Below are 16,802 nucleotides of genomic sequence, written 5' to 3' on the forward strand. Positions count from 1 at the left end.
CAGTTCCTTATAGCCCTGCTTTCAAGCTTGCTTCAATAAAACGGTCCAGATCGCCATCCAGCACCGCCTGAGTATTACGGGTCTCTACGCCGGTGCGCAGATCCTTGATACGTGAATCATCGAGCACGTATGAACGGATCTGGCTTCCCCAGCCGATGTCAGACTTGTTGTCTTCTAGCGACTGTTTCTCAGCATTTTTCTTCTGCATTTCCAGCTCGTACAGCTTCGCCTTCATCTGCTTCATCGCCTGGTCTTTGTTCTTGTGCTGAGAACGGTCATTCTGACACTGGGTTACGGTGTTGGTCGGCAGGTGAGTAATACGTACCGCCGACTCGGTCCGGTTAACGTGCTGACCACCCGCGCCTGAGGCACGGTAGACGTCAATACGCAGGTCGGCCGGATTGATTTCGATATCGATATCGTCATCCACTTCCGGATAAACGAAAGCCGAGCTGAAAGAGGTGTGACGGCGGCCGCCGGAGTCAAATGGACTCTTACGCACCAGGCGGTGAACGCCGGTTTCGGTACGCAGCCAGCCGAAAGCATAATCGCCGATAATCCGCAGCGTCGCGGATTTGGTTCCGGCAACCTCGCCTTCGGACTCTTCAATGATTTCGGTCTTGAAGCCTTTGGCTTCTGCCCAGCGCAGGTACATACGGACCAGCATGCCGGCCCAGTCCTGGGCTTCGGTGCCGCCAGAACCTGCCTGAATATCAATGTAGCAGTCCGCACTGTCGTACTCGCCGGAGAACATGCGGCGGAATTCTAACTCGCCGAGCTTTTTCTCAAGCACGTCGAGTTCAGCAATGGTTTCGTTGAAGGTTTCTTCATCGTCGGCTTCGACCGCCAGTTCCAGCAGGCCCCTGACATCTTCGAGTCCCTGCTCCATCTGATCCAGCGTGTCGACGATGGCTTCGAGCGAGGAACGCTCTTTACCCAGCGCCTGGGCGCGATCGGGTTCGTTCCAGACGTCGGGCTGTTCCAGCTCGGCGTTAACTTCTTCTAAACGTTCTTTCTTGGCATCGTAGTCAAAGATACCCCCTGAGAACGCCACTGCGCTCAGAGAGATCCTGAATTCGGTTCTTTACCGGATTAATTTCAAACATGATTTTAGAATCTTTTAAGGACATGAATGTAACTAAGCAGTTTAACCGAATTTGCCTGCGGATTGTAGCGCTGAAGAGGCGGCAATTTCGGCCAGCGGGAGGAAATTTGCCGCTGGCCGGTGTCGGTGTTTACAGCGGCCAGAGATGATCGATGATCAGCTGCACGCTGCGGTTGCCGCGAAACTCGTTGATGTCCAGTTTGTAAGCCAGCTCAACCTGCCTGACGCTCGGGTCCGGCCACTGGGTGGTGTCGATGTTAAAGGCGATACCATCCAGCAACGGGCCGCCGCCCAGCGGTTCAATCATCACCTTAAGGTGACGCTCGCCAACCAGACGCTGCTGGATCAGCTTAAATTTACCGTCGAACTGCGGTTCCGGGAACGCCTGTCCCCACGGACCCGCTTCACGCAGCAGTTCTGCGGTGGTAAGCGTCAGCTCCTGCGCCATCAGTTCGCCATCGGACCAGACCACGCCCTGCAGCGCTTCCGCATCCAGCCATTCACCCACCAGATCGCCAAAGTGCTGACGGAACCGATCAAAATTCGCCTCTTCCAGCGACAGTCCGGCCGCCATTGCATGGCCACCAAACTTAATGATCAATCCAGGGTGCAGCGTATCCAGCCGCTCCAGCGCATCGCGCATATGCAGCCCGGCGATGGAACGACCGGAGCCTTTTAGCGTGCCGTCGCCGGAAGGAGCAAAGGCAATCACCGGACGGTGGAAACGCTCTTTCAGCCGCGAGGCCAGAATGCCGACCACGCCCTGATGCCATTCCGGGTGATACATGGCGATGCCCAGTGGCAGCGCTTCGTCTTTGCTTTCCAGCGCATCGCACAGGGCCAGCGCTTCGGTCTGCATTCCCTGCTCAATCTCTTTGCGCGTTTGGTTTAACGCATCCAGCTCGCTGGCCAGCATGCGCGCCTGCGCAATGTCTTCACTCAGCAGCAGCGCCACGCCGACCGACATATCGTCCAGCCTGCCCGCCGCATTCAGCCGTGGCCCCAGCGCAAAACCTAAATCACTGGCGGCGAGCTGGCGGGGATCGCGGTTAGCAATCTCCAGCAGCGCCTTAATGCCGGCACGGCATTTGCCGGCGCGGATACGACTTAAGCCCTGCCAGACCAGAATGCGGTTGTTGGCATCCAGCGGCACCACGTCGGCAACCGTGCCCAGCGCGACCAAATCCAGCAGCTCGGCCAGGTTCGGCAGCACTTCAACGCCGCTGTCGCGCAAACGCGCGCGCAACGCCAGCATCAGGTAAAAGGCCACGCCCACGCCCGCCAGCGAGCGGGACGGAAACGCGCAGTCTTCCAGATTCGGGTTAACGATCGCTTCCGCCGCCGGCAGCGTTTCGCCAGGCAGGTGGTGATCGGTGATTACCACCGAAATCCCCTTCTCATGCGCCAGATCCACGCCAGCATGGGAAGAGATGCCGTTATCCACGGTGACGATTAACTGTGCGCCCCGCGCTGCCGCTTGCTCAACCACTTCCGGACTCAGGCCGTAACCATCGTCAAAACGGTTAGGCACCAGGTATTTGATGTTGTGGCCGCCCATGCTGCGCAGCGCCAGCACCGTCAACGCGGTGCTGGTGGCGCCATCGGCATCAAAATCTCCGACAATCATTATGCACAGGTTATCGGCGAGGGCTTTTTGCAGGATTTCAGCAGCGCGCTCAATGCCGGACAGGGAATGGAACGGGTGCAGATTTTTTGCCCCGCGCTCCAGTTCAGCCGCTTGCAGAACACCCCGGTGCAGATACAGACGGCGAAGCAGAGGATGGAGTTCGTCAGGGAGCTCGGCTCCTTCCACCGCCTGGCGGCGGCGGAGTTCGGTTGGGCTAGTCAAAACGATTAGCCACCCGCTTTCTGGCTATCAAGCAGCTGTTTCATTTCCTGCGGCCCCTGATAACCAGGGATCATCATGCCGTTCTGCAACAGAATGGCTGGCGTGCCCTGGATGCCGTACAGGATCCCCAGCTTGTAGTGCTGAGACAGGTCGATTTTGCAATCAATCGGTGACACTTCGCCGCCGTTCATCGCGGTGGTGAAGGCCTTTTTACGATCGGCAGCACACCAGACGGATTCCATGTTTTTCGCCACCTGGCCATTCATCCCTTCACGTGGGAAGGCGAGGTAACGAACGGTGATCCCCAGCGCGTTATAGTCAGCCATCTGTGAGTGCAGCTTGCGGCAGTAGCCACAGGTGATATCGGTGAACACCGTAATCACATGCTGCTCTTTTGGCGCTTTGTAAACGATCATCTGATCGCTCAGCGCCTCGACTTTCTTCTCCAGCAGCTTATTGGTGACGTTGACCGGCTGGCCACCGCTGACATCATACAGCGGCCCCTGAATAAACTGCTTGCCGTCTTCGGTCACGTAGAGCACGCCGCTCTCGGTCAGCACGGTTTTCATGCCTGGCAAAGGGGAAGGCTGGATTTCAGTCTGCTGCAGACCCAATTTCTTCAGCGATTGCTGAATGGCGGCATCGTCTGCGTGTGCCACACCGCTAATAGCGGCGATCAGCAGAGAAAGTACCAGGTAAGGCTTTTTCATCGTTTGTCCTTTAAGGGCCTCATTCGCGGGCCGTTTATTCACTCCGCCAGGTCAGGCCCGCGGATGATGCTGTTGATGTAACTGACGCAGCCGCTCGGTGGCAACATGCGTATAAATTTGGGTAGTGGAGAGATCGCTGTGCCCCAAAAGCATCTGCACGACGCGCAGATCCGCCCCGTGATTCAGCAGATGCGTGGCAAAAGCATGGCGCAATACGTGAGGCGAAAGCTTCGCGCTGTCGATCCCTGCCAGTGTGGCGTAATGTTTAATGCGATGCCAGAAAGTTTGCCGCGTCATCTGCTGCGCGCGGCTGCTGGGGAACAGCACATCCAGCGTCTGGCCGTTCAGTAGCCAGGGCCTGCCGTACTCCAGATATTGCTCAATCCAGTGCACCGCTTCTTCGCCCAGCGGCACCAGCCGCTCTTTGTCACCCTTGCCAATCACCCGCACCACGCCCTGCCGCAGGCTGACGTTGTTAAGCGTCAGGCTCACCAGTTCGGTGACGCGCAAGCCGGTGGCATACAGCAGTTCCAGCATGGCTTTATCGCGCAGCTCAATCGGCTGTTCAACGCTTGGCGCCTGCAACAGCCGGTCGATTTGTGCTTCGCTCAGGTCTTTCGGCAAACGCTGAGGGAGTTTTGGGGAAGCCAGCAGCGCGCTGGGATCGTCTTCGCGCAGTTTCTCACGATAGAGATACTGAAACAGCCGTCGCATGGCGCTCAGCAGGCGTGCCGAAGTGGTGGCTTTATAACCGCCCTCCACTCTTTCCGCGAGGAAGCCCTGCAAATCGACGGCATCGACCCGCAGCAAATTTGATTCATTGTGCTGTAGCCAACCCGCCAGAGACAGTAAATCCAGCCGGTAAGACGCCACGGTATTCTCAGCCAGATTGCGCTCTATCCACAAGGCATCGAGAAATTGCTCAATCAGATCGCTGTCCTGCACCTCTTCCCCTTTTGCTGACTGCGGTCGCTGACTGCGCCGCAGAGGCTCAATTCTGATATAATCTGCGCCATTGCACCAAGTAAATTGAGTTATCAGATATGAATATCGGGCTTTTTTATGGTTCCAGCACCTGTTACACCGAAATGGCAGCTGAGAAGATCCGCGATTTTATTGGCGAAGACCTTGTTACCCTGCACAATCTGAAGGATGACGCTCCGCAGCTGATGGAGCAGTACGATATGCTGATCCTCGGCATCCCAACATGGGATTTCGGCGAGTTGCAGGAAGACTGGGAGGCAATCTGGACCGAGCTGCCTGCGCTGAATCTGCAGGGCAAAGTCGTGGCGCTTTATGGAATGGGCGATCAGGGCGAATACAGCGAGTGGTTCCTTGATGCGCTGGGCATGCTGCATGACGTGCTGATGCCGTCAGGCGTGAAGTTTGTTGGGTACTGGCCGAATGAAGGCTATGAGTTCACCAGCAAAAAACCGCTGACCTCAGACGGCAGCCACTTTGTCGGGCTGGCGCTCGATGACATCAATCAGTTTGATGCCACCGATGAACGCATTGCCCAGTGGTGCGAGCAGATCCTGACCGAAATGGCCGAATCGCTGTAATGGTCGAATCGCTGTAAAGGCCGGATCGCTGTAATGGCCGAATAGCTACAAAGGTCGAATCGCCGTAATGGTCGAACAGCTATAGTCGGTTAGCCCGGCGTCAGCAACTGCTGACGCAATGCCCGCCAGTCGTCTTCATCCATGCTGTCGCGGCACAACCACAGTTTTTCCTTCTCGCCTTTCGCTGAGCTTAATTTCAGGAAAATCGCCTGTCGGGTCATCCACGGGCGGCCACAAATCTGCCAGCGCTTCTGCCGCCACTGCATTTGCTGATGCTCAAGCAGCGAAATCACGCCTTCACGACTGCGGATCCGCCGCTGGCTGCGCACGCATTCAAACACCACCAGCGTCAGCAGCAGCATCCACACCAGGGTGAAACTGGCAGGCCAGGGCGCGAGCAACAGCGCAAGGATCACCACGCCGTGCAGCAACAGAGAAATCCACTGAGCACGCCATGAGATCCGTAAATCAGAGTGCCACAGGGCCACGTTGCTGATTTCGCTGTTGTATCAAATTGACTATCCGCTTCAGCTCAGCATCATCCGGCTCACCGTGATTCATCAGCCAGTTAAAGAGGTCAGGATCGGGGCTTTCGAGCAGACGCACGAACTGCTGTTTGTCATTGTCGTCCAGCGTATCGTACTCAAACTTGAAGAACGGCATGATGGCGATATCCAGTTCAAGCATGCCACGGCGGCACGCCCAGTGAACCCGTGCTCTGTTACTAATATCCATTTTATCCATCGTCAGTCAGTCAAACATGGCGGCTAGTGTAGCGCTTTTTTCCGCTGATGTTGATGCCGTCGTGATCGGCATGCGGGCGGGTGCGCAAAGCAGTCGCATCTGTTGCAGGGTTATCACGCGATTTGTGCCTCGTTTCCAGAAAACTGGTTGCAATGCCAGTGGGCTCTTTTAACATGAACAGCATAGCTCCCACATTCAGGATGGAATCATGCCGACACTCTCTTTCCCACCCCGTCATCCCACGGCCTCTTCACGCCTGCCGCTTACGCTGATCTCTTTAGAAGAGTGGGCGCTGGTCACGGTGACCGGTGCCGATCGCGTTAGCTATCTGCAAGGCCAGGTGACGCTGGATGTTGCTGCGCTGGCCAGCAATGGCCATCTGCCTGCCGCCCACTGCGATGCCAAAGGGAAAATGTGGAGCAACCTGCGCCTGTTCCATCGCGGCGAAGGTCTGGCCTATCTTGAGCGCCGCAGCCTGCGTGACAACCAGATTACCGAACTGAAGAAGTATGCGGTGTTCGCCAAAGTGGCCATCCAGCCGGATGACGAAGCGGTGCTGCTTGGCGTGGCCGGTTTCCAGGCGCGTTCGGCGCTGAGCGGTTTCTTCAGCACGCTGCCGGACGCTGAAAACCCGGTGATCCAACAGGACGACAAAACGCTGCTGTGGTTTGCCGCGCCTGCGGAGCGTTTCCTGCTGGTGACCAGCCGTGAAAAAGCCGACGCGGTGCGGAAAGGACTGGAAGGCGAAGCGCAGCTCAATGACAGCACGCAGTGGTTGGCGTTGAATATTGAAGCCGGTCTGCCGGTGATTGATGCCGAAACCAGCGCGCAGTTTATTCCGCAGGCCACTAACCTGCAGGCACTGGACGCCATCAGCTTTAAGAAAGGCTGCTATACCGGCCAGGAAATGGTGGCTCGCGCTAAATTCCGCGGTGCCAATAAGCGCGCGCTTTACTGGCTGGCGGGTGCGGCAGGACGTGTTCCGGCTGCCAACGACGCGCTGGAAATGAAGCTGGGTGAAAACTGGCGTCGTACCGGCACTATTCTGACTGCCTGTCAGTTAGACAATGGCGAGGTCTGGGTACAGGCGGTATTGAATAACGATCTGGAACCTGACACCGAACTGCGCGTGCAGGGTGATGAAGGCGGCAAGCTGGCGATCCAGCCGCTGCCCTATTCTCTGACCGAATAGCGGTTGTGAGCTAAGTAAAAGGGGCCATTCGGCCCCTTTTTCACATCACGTAGAAATAAATTGCCAGGAAGTGGCAGACGCTGCCGCCCAGCACAAACCCGTGCCAGATAGCGTGGTTGTAAGGAATACGCTTCGAGACGAAGAAAATGACCCCGAGCGAATAGATAATCCCGCCGATGGCCAGCAGCCAAATCCCGCCCGCCGACAGCTTCATCGCCAGCTGATAAACCACCACCAGCGACAGCCAGCCCATCATCAGATAGGTAATTACTGACAACGCTTCAAAACGGTGAACAAACGCCAGCTTAAACAGCACGCCGATCAGGGCCAGGCTCCAGATCACCACTAACATGCCGTGCGCCAGCGGCGAATTCAGGCCGACTAGCAGGAATGGCGTATAGGTGCCGGCAATCAGGATATAAATGGCGCAGTGATCCAGCCGTTTCAGCCAGAATTTGGCGCGCGGATTGGGGATGGCATGATAAAGCGTGGACGCGAGGAACAGCAGGATCATGCTGCCGCCATACAGGCTGTAGCTGGTAATCGCCACAGGCGAAGCCTGCATGGCGACGGCCTGAACCAGCAGGAGCACCAGGCCCACAATCCCGAAGATTAAACCAATGCCATGACTGATGCTGTTCGCCACTTCTTCAGCCAGCGAATAACCCTCAGCCATCAGAGTCTTGTTACTCATAAATATGTTTTCTCCCTGCCCGCAACGGGCCTGAAATCCTTTCTTAACGGGGCTCTAACCGTCATTCATTAAACGGGTTATCGGCCAGTGCGCCCGAAAAATGAGCAGAAACAGAGTAACTGAGAATAATTTCAGAGTACACATGTAAGCCTAAAAATAAACGGTGATGCGGTGTAACGCCCATTTTTAGGAAAGACCTCCCTCACGCTTTGTCTTACACTGGTTGCCAAATTTTTTATCAGGGAAGTGAAGAGGCCAGCCATGTCAGAGAGCGTATCCGCAGTAGATTTCGGTGAAATGACAGACGTTTTTCAATTTTTAATGGAACTGGATAAGTTGAAAAGCGTTGAAAGGCGCACCCGAGTGATTGGCACGGATCGTCATGAAAACTCGGCTGAACACAGCTGGCATCTGGCGGTGGCGGCGATGAGCCTTGCGCCGTATTGCGGTTTTCCGGTCGACGTGCAGCGCGTGGTGCAGATGGCGCTGCTGCATGATGTGGTGGAGATTGATGCCGGTGATGTGCTGGTGTATGACCTGGCCGCCCGCGAAGCCATACACGCACAGGAAGTGGCCGCCGCCGATCGCATCTTCGCCCTGTTACCGCCAGCGCAGCGCGATCGGTTCCGCGCGCTGTGGGACGAGTATGAAGCGGGCGAGACGGCTGATGCACGCTTCGCCAATATGCTTGACCGTGCGCTGCCGATTATCCAGAACCTGCACAATCAGGGCCAAAGCTGGAAGGAAAACGGCATTCGCCTGGAACAGGTGGTCAGCCGCAATGCGGTGATTGCCCAACAGTGGCCGACGCTGTGGGGACACCTGAAGCAGCATCTGCATCGCGCGCAGCAACAAGGCTGGCTGCTGTAATGTTTACCCACCATAACCTGGCCAGCCTCAATAGCCTGGAACTGCAGGTGTATAATTTCGCCATTAAGAATCGCGATAAGGTCATGTATATGACCATTCGCGAGCTGTCTGATGCCGCACAGGTGTCCACCACCACGGTGCTGCGCTTTTGCCGCAAAATGAATTGCGATGGCTATTCCGAATTTCGCATCCGTTTTAAGCTCTATCTTGAGCAGGAACAGCAGCAACCGGGTTATTCCGGCGTCAGTGAAATCGTCAGCTTTTTTAAAAGCATTAACAATGAAGAGTTCGAAAGCTTAATTGATCAGGCAGTAAAACATCTGGTCCGTGCGGAAAGGATCATTTTCGTCGGTGCAGGAACCTCAGGAACCCTGGGGAAATATGGCGCCCGCTTCTTTTCCAACGTCGGCAAGTTCAGTAATTATATCGATGACCCTTACTATCCGGTTAATAGCGACATGTATAAGGATGCCGTCGCCATTATATTATCGGTATCTGGCGAAACACCGGAAATATTACGTCTTGCCAGCCAGTTTAGTTTGCATCAGTGTCAGGTGATCTCGATCACTAATAATGACAATTCGTCGCTGGCGAAGATGGCAGACTTTAACCTCTCCTATCATATGCCACAGCTGCTGGTCTCCGGCGAGTATGACGTCACCACGCAGGTGCCGGTGATCTATATTCTGGAAACTATTGGCCGCAGACTGGCCAGTAAACTGAAATAAAAAACGCCCTGTTTTTTTCATGTGACAAATCACATCGCCGGTGATTTGTTATATCGTGACAATATTCGGTTCCTTGTTAAACTCGCGGTAATAATAATAAACCTGTGACTCCAGTCAGGAGCAAAGGTACCCTACCGAGGAGTAAGACATGGCGTTGAATTATGCTCAGTCTGCAGTGGAAATTGTCGCGTTGATTGGCGGCAATGACAATGTGATCAATGTCACACATTGCGCTACCCGATTACGTTTTATATTAAAAGATGGCGCGAAGGTTAATAAGGATCAATTAAAACGGGTTAAAGGGGTCATTACCGTTATTGAAGCGAGCGGTCAGCTTCAGGTGGTGATTGGCAATCACGTCGGCGACGCCTATCAGGAAGTGTTGAAGTTGGTCAGCGTTGATGAGAATGCGCCGGTCTCTGCCCCCAACGTCGGGCTGGTCAGCCGCCTGATGGATATCATCTCCAGCATCTTCGCGCCCTTCCTCTATCCGCTTGCCGCCTGCGGCGTGTTGCAGGGGATTTTATCGCTGGTCACCGCCCTTGGCTGGATGGATCAGGCCAGCGGCGCCTATCGCATTCTTAACTTCGTCTCCTGGACGGGCTTCACCTTTTTACCGGTGATGGTGGCCTTTACCGCCGCGAAGAAATTCAACGTCAATCCTTTCACCGCGGTGATTGCCGCCTGCGCGCTGGTCAGCCCGGACTATATGAACATGCTGACCGCCAATAAAATCCTGCTGGCTAACTCGGCGGATCCGGCCCTGCAACAGCTGATGAAAGAAGCTGTCAGTAACCCGGAAATGGTGAAGATCCTGGCGGAGGTGGCGGGCGTGCCGGTTAACGCCGCGCCGCTGGATTTCTTCGGCATCCCGGTTAAGTACCTCAGTTATACCGCCTCGGTGATCCCGATCATCCTGATGGTGTGGATCATGTCCTATATCCAGCATTTCTTTGAACGCATCCTGCCGCTGGTGATCCGCAACCTGTTCACGCCAATGTTCTGCATCGCGATTATGGTGCCGTTGACGCTGCTGGCCTTCGGCCCGATTGGCAATGCGATTGGCGGCGCCATTGGTGGCGTTTATAACACCCTGTATTCCCTCAGTCCGGTGATTGCCGGCTTCGTGGTGGGCGCGGTGTGGATGCCGCTGGTGACGCTGGGCGTGCACTGGGGCATTACCCCGGTAACGGTCGGCAACTATGCCACGCTGGGTTATGACACCTTCACCGGCCTGCAGGCTTCAGCCGTGTTCGCCATGGCGGGCGCCACCTTTGGCGTCTGGCTGAAAACCCGCGATATGGAGATGAAGCGCGTTTCGCTTTCTGCCGGACTGACCGCGCTGTTTGGCATTACCGAACCGGCCTTGTATGGCGTGGCGCTCAGGCTGAAACGTCCAATGATTTGCGGCTGTCTGGCCGGCGCGATTGGCGGCTCGGTGGCGGGCTTCTTTAACGCCGTGTCGTGGAGCTATTGCCTGCCGGGCATCGCCGTGCTGCCGGTGTTCTTTAAAGAGGGCCATATGCCCCAGTTTATTGGCTTCCTGATGTCGATAAGCATCGCCTTTGTGCTTGGCGTGGTCTTTACCTGGTTTGCCGGGTTCAAGGAGCAGCCGGTGGTGGTTGACCCCGCGCCGCTCAAGCCAGCCAAAGCCTGATTCAACGGGCGGCGCTCGCCGCCCGACAGCATACATTTACCAAAAGGACGGGATTGATGAGCAAACATCAGCAGTTACCAGCAGATTTTCTGTGGGGAGGCGCGGTTGCCGCGCATCAGGTTGAAGGCGGTTGGGATCAGGGCGGCAAAGGCGTCAGCATTGCGGATGTACTTTCCGGCGGTGCGCATGGCGTCGATCGGGTGATGACCGACGGCGTGCTGGACGGCTACAGCTACCCGAATCACCAGGCCGTCGAGTTTTACTCGCACTATAAAGACGATATCGCCCTGTTTGCCGAGATGGGGTTCAAATGCTTCCGCACCTCGATTGCCTGGACGCGCATCTTCCCCAACGGCGACGAACAGCAGCCCAATGAGGCCGGTCTGCAATTTTATGACGACCTGTTTGATGAACTGCTGAAGCACAATATCGAACCGGTGATCACCCTTTCCCACTTTGAAATGCCTTATCACCTGGTGAAAGAGTACGGCGGCTGGCTGAATCGCAAAGTGGTGGATTTTTTTGTGCGTTTCAGTGAGGTGGTGCTGGATCGCTACAAAAATAAAGTGAAGTACTGGATGACCTTTAACGAGATCAATAACCAGCGCAACTGGAAGTATCCGCTGTTTGGTTACTGCTGTTCAGGCGTGGTATTTACCGACCATCCCCAGCCTGAGCAGGCCATGTACCAGGTGCTGCATCACCAGTTTGTCGCCAGCGCCAAAGTGGTCAGCCTCGGTCACAAGATTAATCCCGAGCTGCAGATAGGCTGCATGATTGCCATGGTGCCGCTCTATCCCTTCTCCTGCCATCCCGATGACGTGATGCTGGCGCAGGAAGCGATGCGCGAACGCTATCTGTTTGGCGATGTGCATATGCGCGGCTATTACCCGTCCTACATCCTCAACGAGTGGGCCCGCAAGGGATATCATATTGAGATGGAGAATGAAGATGAACAGGTGCTGCGCGAAGGCTGTGCAGATTATATCGGCCTGAGCTATTACATGAGCAACGCGGTGCAGGCCAACGCCGAAGGCACCGGCAGCGCGGTTTCAGGCTTTGAGGGCAGCGTGCCGAATCCGCATGTGAAGGCGTCTGACTGGGGCTGGCAGATTGATCCGGTGGGGCTACGCTACTCGCTGGCCGCGCTGTACGAGCGTTACCAGAAGCCGCTGTTTATTGTTGAAAACGGCTTTGGTGCCATCGATAAGCCGCAAGCCGATGGGCAGATCAACGATGACTATCGCATTGCCTATCTTAAAGCGCATATCGAACAGATGAAGCTGGCGGTGTTCTACGATGGCGTCGAGCTGATGGGCTACACGCCGTGGGGCTGCATTGACTGCGTGTCCTTTACTACCGGCCAGTACAGCAAACGTTACGGCTTTATCCATGTTGATAAAAACGATGACGGCAGCGGCACCCTGAAACGTTCGAAGAAGAAGAGCTTCGGCTGGTATCAGCAGGTGATTGCCAGCCAGGGTGAAAAGCTCTGACGGTAAATCGCCGGGGTGGATCGTTAGCGGTTCACCCCGGCCTTCAGTTAGCGCCCACCGGCGGCATCAATAAAGGTGCCGGTGATATAGGAGGCCTCATCGCTTAGCAGCCAGCAAATGGCCTGGGCGATCTCCTCAGGATGACCGCCACGCTTCATCGGGATCGCCGACGCCACCCGATCAACCCGGCCTGGCTCGCCGCCGTCGGCATGCATCTCGGTGTAGATAAAGCCCGGCCGGACGCAGTTTACCCGGATACCTTGCGCCGCCACTTCCAGCGAAAGACCTTTAGTCAGCGTATCCATCGCCCCTTTCGACGCCGCGTAATCGACGTATTCGCCGGGCGCGCCCAAGCGGGAAGCTGCCGACGAGACGTTGACGATCGCACCGCCCTGCCCGCCATGATTCAGCGCCATGCGTTTTACCGCTTCGCGACAGCAGATAAAACAGCCGGTGACGTTGGTGGCAAACACCCGGTTGATGCGCTCTGCGGTCAGCTGCTCCAGCGTGGTCTGCTGAAAGAGAATGCCGGCATTGTTGACCAGCGCGGTCAGCGTGCCCGGTTGGCGGTCGATCAGCGCAAACATCGCTTCCACCTGCTGCTCTTGCGCAATATCCGCCTGCACGCTGAATGCCTGTCCGCCCTGCCGTGTGATTAACGTCACCACCTCTTCTGCCGCCGCCGCGTTCTGATGATAATTCACCGCAACCTGATATCCCCGCTGCGCCAGCAACAGCGACGTTTCTCTGCCGATGCCGCGTCCACCGCCGGTCACTAAAGCCGTTTTCATCACTTCACTCCCATAAAAAAAGGGCACCTCATGTGCCCTTTCTACTGTAGCCAATTTGCCGGATAACTACTCGTATTCGCTCATCGGCACGCAGGAACAGAACAGATTACGGTCGCCGTAGACGTCATCAAGACGCTTCACGGTCGGCCAGTATTTGTTGTCGCTGCCTGCCGGGAACACCGCCAGCTCACGGGTATACGGATGATCCCAGTCACCGACGATTTCCATCTGCGTGTGCGGCGCGTTGACCAGCGGGTTATTGTCGGCAGGCCATTCACCTGCCGCAACACGGTCGATTTCCATGCGGATCGCCAGCATCGCATCAATAAAGCGGTCGAGCTCAATTTTGCTTTCTGATTCGGTCGGTTCAACCATCAGGGTTCCCGCCACCGGGAAGGACATAGTCGGCGCGTGGAAACCGTAGTCGATCAGGCGTTTGGCGATATCCAGCTCGCTGATCCCGGTCTGCTCTTTCAGCGGACGGATATCCAGAATACATTCGTGCGCGACGCGGCCATCACGTCCGGTGTAGAGGATGGGATAGGCCGACTGCAGACGCGTGGCGATGTAGTTGGCATTGAGGATAGCCACAGAACTGGCCTGCTTCAGCCCTTCTGCGCCCATCATGCGGATATACATCCAGCTGATGGGCAGAATCGATGCGCTACCGAACGGAGCCGCAGAGACCGCGCCGTTCTGGGTTAACACGCCATCAATCTGCACCACGCTGTGACCCGGCACAAACGGTGCCAGGTGCGCTTTCACGCCGATAGGTCCCATACCCGGACCGCCACCGCCGTGTGGGATACAGAAGGTTTTATGCAGGTTAAGGTGGGAAACGTCCGCGCCAATATAGCCTGGCGTGGTGATCCCCACCTGGGCATTCATGTTTGCGCCGTCCAGATAAACCTGGCCGCCGAACTGGTGCACAATCTGACAGACTTCACGGATGGTTTCTTCGTAAACGCCGTGCGTCGACGGGTAGGTGACCATGATGCAGGAGAGCGCATCGCCGGTCTGCTCGGCCTTAACCCGCAGATCGTGCAGATCGATGTTGCCTTGTTTATCACAGGCGACCACCACCACCGACATGCCCGCCATCTGCGCAGAGGCCGGGTTCGTTCCATGCGCTGAGCTTGGGATCAGGCAGATATTACGCCCGCCTTCGTTACGGCTTTCATGGTAGTGACGGATAGCCAGTAGGCCGGCATATTCACCCTGCGCACCCGAGTTTGGCTGCATGCACAGTGCGTCGTAACCGGTTAACTGAACCAGCCACTGGGAAAGCTGACCAATCATCTGCAGGTAACCCGTCGCCTGGTCGGCCGGACAGAATGGGTGCAGCTCAGAGAACTCAGGCCAGGTGATGGGGATCATCTCGGCCGCCGCGTTCAACTTCATGGTGCAGGATCCCAGCGGGATCATCGCCTGGTTCAACGCCAGATCTTTACGCTCCAGGCTGTGCATATAACGCATCATCTCAGTCTCGCTGTGATGACGGTTAAACACCGGATGGGTCAGGATCGGATCCTTACGCAGCAGCGCAGCAGGCACCGACGTGCTTTCCTCCGCGACCGACGCGTCCAGCGCATCAATATCCAGACCGTGATTTTCGCCCAGCAGAATCGAGAACAGCGCGACGACATCTTCACGCAGCGTGTTTTCAGCAAGCGTAATGCCGACGGCATTAAGAATATCGGTACGCAGATTCACGCCGAAGCTTAACGCACGATCCAGTACGGCCGCTTTATCACTGACTTCCACGGTCAGCGTATCGAACCAGCTGTGGTGACGCAGCGTCAGGCCGCCTTTTTGCAAACCGGCGGCAAGAATGTCGGTCAGACGATGAATACGGGAGGCAATGCGCTTCAGCCCTGCCGGTCCGTGGAACACCGCATACAGGCTGGCGATGTTGGCCAGTAAGACCTGCGAGGTACAGATGTTGGAGTTCGCCTTCTCGCGGCGGATATGCTGCTCGCGGGTCTGCATCGCCATACGAAGCGCGGTATTGCCTGCGGCATCGCGCGAGACGCCGATAATGCGGCCTGGCATGGAGCGTTTGTGTTCATCACGGGCGGCGAAGAAGGCCGCGTGTGGACCGCCGTAGCCCATTGGCACGCCAAAGCGTTGCGCGGAACCAAAGACGATATCCGCACCGATTTTACCCGGCGCCTGCAAAAGCACCAGGGTCATAAAGTCCGCCGCGACGCTGACGATCACCTTGCGGTTTTTCAGCTCGGCAATCAGATCGCTGTACTCATGCGCTTCACCGGTGGTGCCGACCTGCTGCAACAGCACACCGAACAGGTCCTGATGATCGAGCACCTTTTCGGCTTTATCGACCAGTACCTCAAAGCCGAAAGTTGCCGCACGGGTGCGCACCACGTCGAGGGTTTGCGGGTGAATATCGTCAGCCACAAAGAAGCGGTTGGCATTTTTCAGCTTGCTGACGCGTTTGGCCATCGCCATCGCTTCAGCGGCGGCGGTGGCTTCGTCCAGCAACGAGGCGGAAGCAATATCCAGACCGGTCAGGTCCAGCGTCAGCTGCTGGAAGTTCAGCAGCGCTTCAAGACGCCCCTGAGACACTTCCGGCTGATAAGGGGTGTAAGCGGTGTACCAGCCTGGGTTTTCCAGCATGTTGCGCAGGATAACCGGCGGCGTCAGCACCGGGGTATAGCCCATGCCGATATAGGATTTGTAACGCAGATTCTGACTGGCGATCGCCTTCAGCTCCGCAAGAGCCTGATGTTCAGTCAGGGCATCCCCCACCGCGGGCGGGCTCGGCAGCTGAATATCTGCCGGCACGATCGACGCGATCAGGTCATGGAGTGAGCTGGCACCGGTGGCATTGAGCATCGCAGCTTGCTGCTCCTGCGAAGGACCAATATGGCGCTCGATAAACGCGCCGGTGTGTTCAAGCTGGCTGAGAGTCTGAGTCATTAGCGGTAAATCCTGAATCGGGCATGGTAAGCAGAAGCGGGACGAATGGGCTCGTCCCGCAGGGCAATGATTTATTCGTCGATGCTGCCTTTGTAAGCATCGGCATCCAGCAGCGAATCCAGTTCAGATTCATTGCTGGCTTTGATTTTGAACAGCCAGCCTTCGGCGTACGGGGCGCTGTTGACCAGCTCCGGTTCGCCGTCCAGCGCGCTATTCACCTCGATAATTTCGCCGCTGATGGGCGCGTAAATATCCGACGCTGCTTTCACTGACTCGGCCACGGCGCAGTCGTCGCCCTGGCTGTAGGTGTTACCCACATCCGGCAGGTCAACAAACACCATATCGCCCAGCAGCTCCTGCGCGTGCTCGGTGATGCCTACGGTGTAAGTTCCGTCGGCTTCTTTGCGCACCCATTCGTGGCTGTCACGGTATTTCAGTTCATTTGGCACATTGCTCATCGCCAG

At 56.4% G+C, this 16,802-nt stretch carries 17 protein-coding genes; 6 read left to right on the forward strand and 11 right to left on the reverse strand.

Going from position 1 to position 16,802, the window contains the following annotated elements:
- Positions 1-7 precede the first annotated feature (7 nt).
- From prfB to xerD, 4 genes are all read right to left on the reverse strand, one after another.
- Positions 8-1,106 (reverse strand): peptide chain release factor 2 gene (gene prfB, locus E2F51_RS02635; protein ID WP_105760302.1). Its coding sequence is split into 2 segments (ribosomal slippage): positions 8-1,030 and positions 1,032-1,106, totalling 1,098 coding nucleotides; the frame shifts between segments, so codons are not numbered across the junction.
- A gap of 129 nt (positions 1,107-1,235) precedes the next feature.
- A complete protein-coding gene (gene recJ, locus E2F51_RS02640; RefSeq protein WP_134822667.1) occupies positions 1,236-2,954 on the reverse strand; it encodes a single-stranded-DNA-specific exonuclease RecJ in 1,719 nt (572 codons plus the stop codon).
- A gap of 5 nt (positions 2,955-2,959) precedes the next feature.
- Positions 2,960-3,664: a bifunctional protein-disulfide isomerase/oxidoreductase DsbC gene (gene dsbC / locus E2F51_RS02645; RefSeq protein ID WP_053143720.1), complete on the reverse strand. Its 705-nt coding sequence runs from the start codon at positions 3,662-3,664 to the stop codon at positions 2,960-2,962.
- 51 nt (positions 3,665-3,715) lie between these two features.
- Complete coding sequence (xerD, locus tag E2F51_RS02650) at positions 3,716-4,609, reverse strand: site-specific tyrosine recombinase XerD (RefSeq protein WP_134822668.1); 894 nt, start codon at positions 4,607-4,609, stop codon at positions 3,716-3,718.
- A 98-nt stretch (positions 4,610-4,707) separates the two neighbouring features.
- Between xerD and fldB the strand changes: the two genes are divergently transcribed.
- The gene (fldB, locus tag E2F51_RS02655) at positions 4,708-5,226 is read left to right on the forward strand and encodes a flavodoxin FldB (RefSeq protein ID WP_053143653.1); all 519 of its coding nucleotides are present in this window, start codon (positions 4,708-4,710) and stop codon (positions 5,224-5,226) included.
- A gap of 89 nt (positions 5,227-5,315) precedes the next feature.
- Here fldB and E2F51_RS02660 read toward each other — a convergent pair whose 3' ends face one another.
- The 3 genes from E2F51_RS02660 to E2F51_RS23775 are packed head-to-tail and all read right to left on the reverse strand — an operon-like array spanning position 5,316 to position 6,154.
- Positions 5,316-5,714 carry a protein YgfX gene (locus tag E2F51_RS02660; protein ID WP_053143651.1) on the reverse strand — a complete coding sequence of 133 codons (399 nt, stop codon included), beginning with the start codon at positions 5,712-5,714 and terminating at the stop codon, positions 5,316-5,318.
- Positions 5,695-5,961: an FAD assembly factor SdhE gene (gene sdhE / locus E2F51_RS02665; RefSeq protein WP_013203646.1), complete on the reverse strand. Its 267-nt coding sequence runs from the start codon at positions 5,959-5,961 to the stop codon at positions 5,695-5,697. The genes E2F51_RS02660 and sdhE overlap by 20 nt, the downstream gene beginning before the upstream one ends.
- A gap of 19 nt (positions 5,962-5,980) precedes the next feature.
- Entirely contained in the window at positions 5,981-6,154 is a 174-nt protein-coding gene (locus E2F51_RS23775; RefSeq protein ID WP_157868033.1) for a hypothetical protein, read from the reverse strand.
- A gap of 24 nt (positions 6,155-6,178) precedes the next feature.
- On the opposite strand from E2F51_RS23775, the gene ygfZ reads away from it, so the two are divergent.
- The gene (gene ygfZ / locus E2F51_RS02670) at positions 6,179-7,162 is read left to right on the forward strand and encodes a tRNA-modifying protein YgfZ (RefSeq protein WP_134822669.1); all 984 of its coding nucleotides are present in this window, start codon (positions 6,179-6,181) and stop codon (positions 7,160-7,162) included.
- A gap of 40 nt (positions 7,163-7,202) precedes the next feature.
- Here ygfZ and E2F51_RS02675 read toward each other — a convergent pair whose 3' ends face one another.
- A complete protein-coding gene (locus tag E2F51_RS02675) occupies positions 7,203-7,856 on the reverse strand; it encodes a hemolysin III family protein (protein ID WP_013203648.1) in 654 nt (217 codons plus the stop codon).
- A 261-nt stretch (positions 7,857-8,117) separates the two neighbouring features.
- Here E2F51_RS02675 and E2F51_RS02680 point away from each other — a divergent pair, with 261 nt between their 5' ends.
- The 4 genes from E2F51_RS02680 to E2F51_RS02695 all read left to right on the forward strand — a co-directional run bounded on the left by E2F51_RS02680 (position 8,118) and on the right by E2F51_RS02695 (position 12,607).
- On the forward strand, positions 8,118-8,726 hold the full coding sequence (locus tag E2F51_RS02680) for an HD family hydrolase (protein WP_013203650.1): 609 nt from the start codon (positions 8,118-8,120) through the stop codon (positions 8,724-8,726).
- Positions 8,726-9,454, forward strand: a complete 729-nt coding sequence (locus E2F51_RS02685; RefSeq protein WP_053143642.1) for a MurR/RpiR family transcriptional regulator — start codon at positions 8,726-8,728, stop codon at positions 9,452-9,454. The genes E2F51_RS02680 and E2F51_RS02685 overlap by 1 nt, the downstream gene beginning before the upstream one ends.
- A gap of 148 nt (positions 9,455-9,602) precedes the next feature.
- Positions 9,603-11,111, forward strand: a complete 1,509-nt coding sequence (locus E2F51_RS02690; protein WP_134822670.1) for a PTS transporter subunit EIIC — start codon at positions 9,603-9,605, stop codon at positions 11,109-11,111.
- A 56-nt stretch (positions 11,112-11,167) separates the two neighbouring features.
- Positions 11,168-12,607: a 6-phospho-beta-glucosidase gene (locus tag E2F51_RS02695; protein ID WP_134822671.1), complete on the forward strand. Its 1,440-nt coding sequence runs from the start codon at positions 11,168-11,170 to the stop codon at positions 12,605-12,607.
- 47 nt (positions 12,608-12,654) lie between these two features.
- Here the strand turns inward: E2F51_RS02695 and E2F51_RS02700 are convergent, their stop codons facing one another.
- The 3 genes from E2F51_RS02700 to gcvH all read right to left on the reverse strand — a co-directional run bounded on the left by E2F51_RS02700 (position 12,655) and on the right by gcvH (position 16,796).
- On the reverse strand, positions 12,655-13,398 hold the full coding sequence (locus tag E2F51_RS02700) for an SDR family oxidoreductase (RefSeq protein ID WP_013203654.1): 744 nt from the start codon (positions 13,396-13,398) through the stop codon (positions 12,655-12,657).
- Positions 13,399-13,464: 66 nt separating this feature from the next.
- On the reverse strand, positions 13,465-16,338 hold the full coding sequence (gene gcvP, locus E2F51_RS02705) for an aminomethyl-transferring glycine dehydrogenase (protein WP_134822672.1): 2,874 nt from the start codon (positions 16,336-16,338) through the stop codon (positions 13,465-13,467).
- 71 nt (positions 16,339-16,409) lie between these two features.
- Positions 16,410-16,796, reverse strand: coding sequence for a glycine cleavage system protein GcvH (gene gcvH / locus E2F51_RS02710; protein ID WP_013203656.1), 387 nt, complete (start codon positions 16,794-16,796; stop codon positions 16,410-16,412).
- Positions 16,797-16,802 lie beyond the last annotated feature (6 nt).

This window comes from Erwinia sp. QL-Z3 (assembly GCF_004551645.1).
GTDB lineage: Bacteria > Pseudomonadota > Gammaproteobacteria > Enterobacterales > Enterobacteriaceae > Erwinia > Erwinia billingiae.

What these genes read in the sequence shown, in the direction of transcription:
- E2F51_RS02685 (WP_053143642.1), top strand. Translation starts at nt 8,726, where the DNA reads ATGTTTACCCACCATAACCTGGCCAGCCTCAATAGCCTGGAACTGCAG.
- fldB (WP_053143653.1), top strand. Translation starts at nt 4,708, where the DNA reads ATGAATATCGGGCTTTTTTATGGTTCCAGCACCTGTTACACCGAAATG.
- gcvP (WP_134822672.1), bottom strand. Translation starts at nt 16,338, where the DNA reads ATGACTCAGACTCTCAGCCAGCTTGAACACACCGGCGCGTTTATCGAG.
- sdhE (WP_013203646.1), bottom strand. Translation starts at nt 5,961, where the DNA reads ATGGATATTAGTAACAGAGCACGGGTTCACTGGGCGTGCCGCCGTGGC.
- E2F51_RS02690 (WP_134822670.1), top strand. Translation starts at nt 9,603, where the DNA reads ATGGCGTTGAATTATGCTCAGTCTGCAGTGGAAATTGTCGCGTTGATT.
- E2F51_RS23775 (WP_157868033.1), bottom strand. Translation starts at nt 6,154, where the DNA reads ATGCTGTTCATGTTAAAAGAGCCCACTGGCATTGCAACCAGTTTTCTG.
- E2F51_RS02680 (WP_013203650.1), top strand. Translation starts at nt 8,118, where the DNA reads ATGTCAGAGAGCGTATCCGCAGTAGATTTCGGTGAAATGACAGACGTT.
- E2F51_RS02675 (WP_013203648.1), bottom strand. Translation starts at nt 7,856, where the DNA reads ATGAGTAACAAGACTCTGATGGCTGAGGGTTATTCGCTGGCTGAAGAA.
- E2F51_RS02695 (WP_134822671.1), top strand. Translation starts at nt 11,168, where the DNA reads ATGAGCAAACATCAGCAGTTACCAGCAGATTTTCTGTGGGGAGGCGCG.
- gcvH (WP_013203656.1), bottom strand. Translation starts at nt 16,796, where the DNA reads ATGAGCAATGTGCCAAATGAACTGAAATACCGTGACAGCCACGAATGG.
- dsbC (WP_053143720.1), bottom strand. Translation starts at nt 3,664, where the DNA reads ATGAAAAAGCCTTACCTGGTACTTTCTCTGCTGATCGCCGCTATTAGC.
- E2F51_RS02700 (WP_013203654.1), bottom strand. Translation starts at nt 13,398, where the DNA reads ATGAAAACGGCTTTAGTGACCGGCGGTGGACGCGGCATCGGCAGAGAA.
- ygfZ (WP_134822669.1), top strand. Translation starts at nt 6,179, where the DNA reads ATGCCGACACTCTCTTTCCCACCCCGTCATCCCACGGCCTCTTCACGC.